The sequence below is a fragment of the Segatella copri genome (genome assembly GCF_019127135.1).
GTDB lineage: Bacteria > Bacteroidota > Bacteroidia > Bacteroidales > Bacteroidaceae > Prevotella.
Genome location: NZ_JAHOEA010000105.1, coordinates 1 through 4,771, shown reverse-complemented (window position 1 = coordinate 4,771; position 4,771 = coordinate 1). Strand labels below are relative to the sequence as shown.

Annotated in this window: 4 protein-coding genes; 2 read left to right on the top strand and 2 right to left on the bottom strand. The window is 42.5% G+C overall.

Annotation, left to right across the window (positions count from 1 at the left end; translation table 11 throughout):
- The first annotated feature begins 232 nt into the window (after positions 1-232).
- Positions 233-2,314, top strand: coding sequence for a VapE domain-containing protein (locus KSW37_RS15085; protein ID WP_217315241.1), 2,082 nt, complete (start codon positions 233-235; stop codon positions 2,312-2,314).
- 609 nt (positions 2,315-2,923) lie between these two features.
- Here KSW37_RS15085 and KSW37_RS15080 read toward each other — a convergent pair.
- Positions 2,924-3,130, bottom strand: a complete 207-nt coding sequence (locus KSW37_RS15080) for a DUF3791 domain-containing protein (RefSeq protein ID WP_006848384.1) — start codon at positions 3,128-3,130, stop codon at positions 2,924-2,926.
- Between the two features lie 37 nt (positions 3,131-3,167).
- The gene (locus KSW37_RS15075) at positions 3,168-3,416 is read right to left on the bottom strand and encodes a DUF3791 domain-containing protein (RefSeq protein WP_006848385.1); all 249 of its coding nucleotides are present in this window, start codon (positions 3,414-3,416) and stop codon (positions 3,168-3,170) included.
- Between the two features lie 347 nt (positions 3,417-3,763).
- On the opposite strand from KSW37_RS15075, the gene KSW37_RS15070 reads away from it, so the two are divergent.
- Positions 3,764-4,081: a hypothetical protein gene (locus KSW37_RS15070; protein ID WP_217315239.1), complete on the top strand. Its 318-nt coding sequence runs from the start codon at positions 3,764-3,766 to the stop codon at positions 4,079-4,081.
- Positions 4,082-4,771: the final 690 nt, after the last annotated feature.

Genomic DNA, 4,771 nt, shown 5'->3' with positions numbered 1-4,771 from the left:
TCAACTCGTCTTACAAATAAAGCTAAAAGTGGTCAACTAAAATCGTTAAACCACAATGAGCATCCGCACCCACGTACACGGGTACGGATGACCGACGCATTGGTTACGGATAACCGACACGATGGTCACGAATGACCGGCATAGCTGGGTACATTTGCCCAACGCCTTGGGCAAAGCTGGGCAAAACCATCAGCAACCCTAAGTATCACCCTATCAACAAATTAGCAGAAATATGAAGTTTACTATTACAAGAATCAACAAGCAGAACAAGTTGATGGTCAGTTCGAAAACCGTAGAACGGTTTCTGGAGCGCATCGCTAAAGATGATGCCAAGCTGAGTGTCACCAATTTCAGAATGAGTGTGCCGCTCATGGAGGCCGACTACCAGTACTACAAAGGCATCAAGGAATGGCAGCACGTTTATCCAGCCGCAGAATTCAACAAGGATGAAAGCGGTAATCTCGTCTTCCAGAAATCAAACGGACTGGTGATGCTCCACTTCATCAACCTCATGTCAGATCAGGAAAAAGATGCCGTCAAGAAGACGGTCAGTCTGCTGCCGATGACCTTCGCTGCCTTCGAAGGAGCCGACGGCAGAAGCCTCATCGTGCTCGTAAGCATCTGCAACGAAGAAGGAAAAATCCCGACAAAAGAAGCCGACGCCGACTTACTCTACCAGTCTGCCTACGAACAGGTAAAGACGCTCTACCAGTCGCAGGTACAGGCAGCCATCAAACCCGAAAAACCATCATTGGCATCCAACTTCATGCTTACGCTGGATGCCTCTCCTTATTATAACAGTAAGGCTGTGGCGATGCGCATCTCCCAAAATATGAAGAAGGTAGCCTCAGCCCCTAAAAATGTAGACGATTTGAAGACATACGATGACTATGAGTTCCTTTACCGCAAGGCAGCAGAAGAGACGAAGGAAGAGATGAAAAAAGCCAACATCTCATGGCAGAACGATGAAGACCGGTTCCTTGCCGGTTTCTCAGCCATCGCCATCAAGCTCTGCAACATGGGCCTCAGCGAAGAAGAAGCTTTCATCCATATCCGCCGCAACAACTGGGGACATGTGACAGAAGAGAAACTCCGCCAGATAGTGGGCACCGCTTACGATACCCATTCCAAAGACAGGAAGACGGAGAAATCAGCCTCAGGCAGAAAAGGCCGTGCCGAAATTCTGCAGATGATCAGATACCTGGAGAGCCGGTACCAGTTCCGTTACAATACCGTGATGAAATATACCGAATACCGTCCGAACAATTCATGGGTTGGCGATTTCAGACCGGTGGATGCCCGTGTGCAGAAAAGCATGACGCTGGATGTTCAGATAGCCGACATCCACGTAAGCATCAAGGATGTAAGGAATTTTCTAGAGTCAGACCGCATCAGAAACTACAGTCCAATAGAGTCCTATCTCTATGACTGTCTGGGAAAATGGGACGGTAAGGACCGCATCCGTGCCCTGGCACGAACCGTACCCACCAACAATCCTCATTGGGAAGACTGGTTTTACACCTGGTTTCTGGGAATGGTTGACCAGTGGCGCGGCATGTATCGCCGTCAATATGGCAACAGTACCATGCCGCTGCTCATTTCCAAGCAAGGTTACAACAAGAGCACCTTCTGCCGCCGTCTCATCCCTACCGAATTATCGTGGGGCTTCAGCGACAATATGATTCTGTCAGAAAAGCGTCAGGTATTGCAGGCGATGTCACAATTTCTGCTCATCAATCTCGATGAGTTCAATCAGATTTCACCACAGGTGCAGCAGGGATTTCTGAAGAATCTGCTGCAATTGCCAACGGTAAAAATCAAGCCGCCATACGGAAGTCATGTACAGGAATTCCCTCGTCTAGCCTCCTTCATCGCCACGAGCAACATGACCGATATTCTTTCCGACCCATCCGGCAACCGCCGTTTCCTGGGAGTAGAACTGACGGGACCTATTGATGTGAGTGGCAGACTGAACTATGAGCAGCTTTATGCGCAGGCGATGCAAGCTTTGGAGCGTGGCGAAAAATCCTATTTCGACGCCAAGGAAACTGCCATCATCATACAACATAACAGACAATTTGAGCAGATTTCCCCTATCAAGCAATGTTTTCTGCAGGTTTTCGAGCCTGCAAGTACCACAGAAAATGGCGAATATCTGATGGCAGCCGCCATTTTCGACATTTTGAAGCAGAAATTCGGCTCTTCTCTCCAGGTTTCGAGTATACAGAAATTGGGCAGAGAACTCCAGAATATCGAAGGATTGCAGAGCAAGAAAACGAGGTTCGGCACTGAGTATCTGGTAGTTAAAAAATAATCCACTCCCTTTTCATCTCATTTTCTCATAAAAAAGGCGTGGTAACGCGTGGTATTAAGTGGTAACAGAAAAACCGCTCATTACCACGCATTATTCTCTTATAATCAACTAGTTACGCAAAGCATGGTAAATGTGGTAATAAAAACAGAAAAACATTTTCGTATAAGAATCATAAAGGTAGGAGTAAACCACTTTTTGCTTTACCTTTTGCATGTATTGACAATTGTGCCGAAATCATGAACTTCATTATGCGAACTCATCCACTTCATTTCACTACTTCATGTACTTCATTTCACTACTTCATCCACTTCATTGAGTTGACACATACAGCTGCGGTGGCTGAAGGAGACGACTGAGTTGGCTGAAGGAGTCGAATGCGGTGGCTGAAGGAGTCGAATGCGATAGCTGAAGGAGTCGAATGCATTAGCTGAAGGAGTCGAATGCGATAGCTGAAGGAGTCGAATGCGATAGCTGAAGGAGACGAATGCGATAGCTGAAGGAGACACATTTGCACATTATTACATAAAGATAGCACCTTGACCGTACTAAACATACAGTCAAGGTGCTACAGTACAAATAATCTTCCTCCTCTAATTATCCATCGTTTTGCTATTGCTTATTCCTTAACTCTTCTATCAAGTCATTTACAATATATGTATCACTCATTAGATGCAAGCCAAGTTCTTTGTCATGTAACATACGACAAACATCAGAGTCATAGAATATCTGTAAAGCCCTGTCGGTTGATATATGTAACGTATCGGCTAACTGCTTTATGATACGAGCGATTTTATTCCATAATAAAAAGTCCAACATAATTATACCCTTTCGTATGATTTGAACTGCTTTTCCATTATTCTTTTCTTTCCCAATTTTTAAGAGCTTCGACCACATCATTCGCTACAGCTTCCCGGCTCTCTGTATGTAGAGTATCATAGCAATCTTGGATGAGACTCTTGATTAGCCCCACCTTATCCAATCGCTTTCTCATTTCAGACGGCGATATACCCATTTTTTGTGCCGAAGCCTCGATAGCCAACACCGTAAAGGCGAGGCGGTCAAACTCTGGGTCACTTTTCAGCAACAGTTCTCTATCTTCCATTCTTTACAAAATATTGTATTTAAATGCAAATTTAAAGATTTTCTCTGATATTCCACTCAATTTCAGAGTTAAATAAAGAAAAACAGCCCGATTTTGCCAATTTCTTTGCTAAACATTCCTGAATTTCACTCAATTTCTGCACTTTTTGCGATGCAGATTGGAGGCTCTGTGTTTTCCCCTCTAAAGCACCATGGTGAGTGGTCTGTCGGAATTTCCGACAAACCACTTTTTTCTTACAAAGCCTATTTAACGTTAAGTTTATTTCTTTTGCTAAAATTCTTCGTACAAAAAACGAAGTAATCAATATTTTTAGTATCTTTGTGGCGTAAACATTCAAACTAAGCGTTATGGAAAAGGATTATCAGAACAACAACAGCATATCAGACGCTGCAAACAACAACGAAGAATCGAACAAGCCCGAACATGAAATTAAGGTAGAAATCGTTAGCATTGAAGTAGTAGGCGAAGATACTCCCCCGAAGCACTCTAAGAAATATGAGCGTTGGGGGACAACAGCCTTGTTGTCCTTCTTTGTTTGGGTTGCAAGCATAGGATACTGTGCTTACAATCCCCTATCAATCTACGGCGTGTTGACCCTTATCGTCACATCAGCATTGTTTTTCTTATCTATTGGGCAAATGGTGTTTCTTAGTTCCGAAGAATAAGCCAACGGATGATAATACCATACTATCACTGCAAACAATACTAAGATTTAAGTTTCGCTTGTTGAATCCACATTATCTACATCTGCTCTTATAATTCGGAGTGGTTGTTCGGAAATTTCGAACAACCACTCCGGTACGAAATATAATAGCCTTACTCTACATCAAACTCCAAACCTAATTGATTGGCCGATTCCTTAATACTCATGAAGTTAAAGTAACTTCTCAGAAAAGAGAAGGAATCAAGTGAGTGAGAATAGTGAACAAGATAGTGAACGAACACAATATGATTGAGATGAATAAAGGAATCTGCCCGTCAGAAAATCAGAATAATTTCTTGTCAGTCAGATTCCGTTACTATTGGCATTACATTATTTAAAATGCATTACCCTATATTTTTAGCAATTCTTTTATCATTTCAAATAGAAACACCCCGAAATTACCAGTACTATAATCTTACAAAACTACACAGAGAAAACCTGTCTTTAAAAATATTTCTAAAAGTATTTATATACTCTTTTTACGGAGAGCACAAAAAATTAACCATCAATAAAACTCTCTAAAATCACTAGTGTCCCGTTAAAACGAGACGATTATCAAATAAGTTATTAATACTCAAAAGTTTACGGACTTTTTATAGTGTATTCGATTTGATTTTGTATCTTTGCACGCATATTTAAAATACGTGTGCGA

Coding starts and splice junctions, on each gene's coding strand:
- KSW37_RS15075 (WP_006848385.1), bottom strand. CDS start 3,416: ATGGAAGATAGAGAACTGTTGCTGAAAAGTGACCCAGAGTTTGACCGC.
- KSW37_RS15080 (WP_006848384.1), bottom strand. CDS start 3,130: ATGTTGGACTTTTTATTATGGAATAAAATCGCTCGTATCATAAAGCAG.
- KSW37_RS15085 (WP_217315241.1), top strand. CDS start 233: ATGAAGTTTACTATTACAAGAATCAACAAGCAGAACAAGTTGATGGTC.
- KSW37_RS15070 (WP_217315239.1), top strand. CDS start 3,764: ATGGAAAAGGATTATCAGAACAACAACAGCATATCAGACGCTGCAAAC.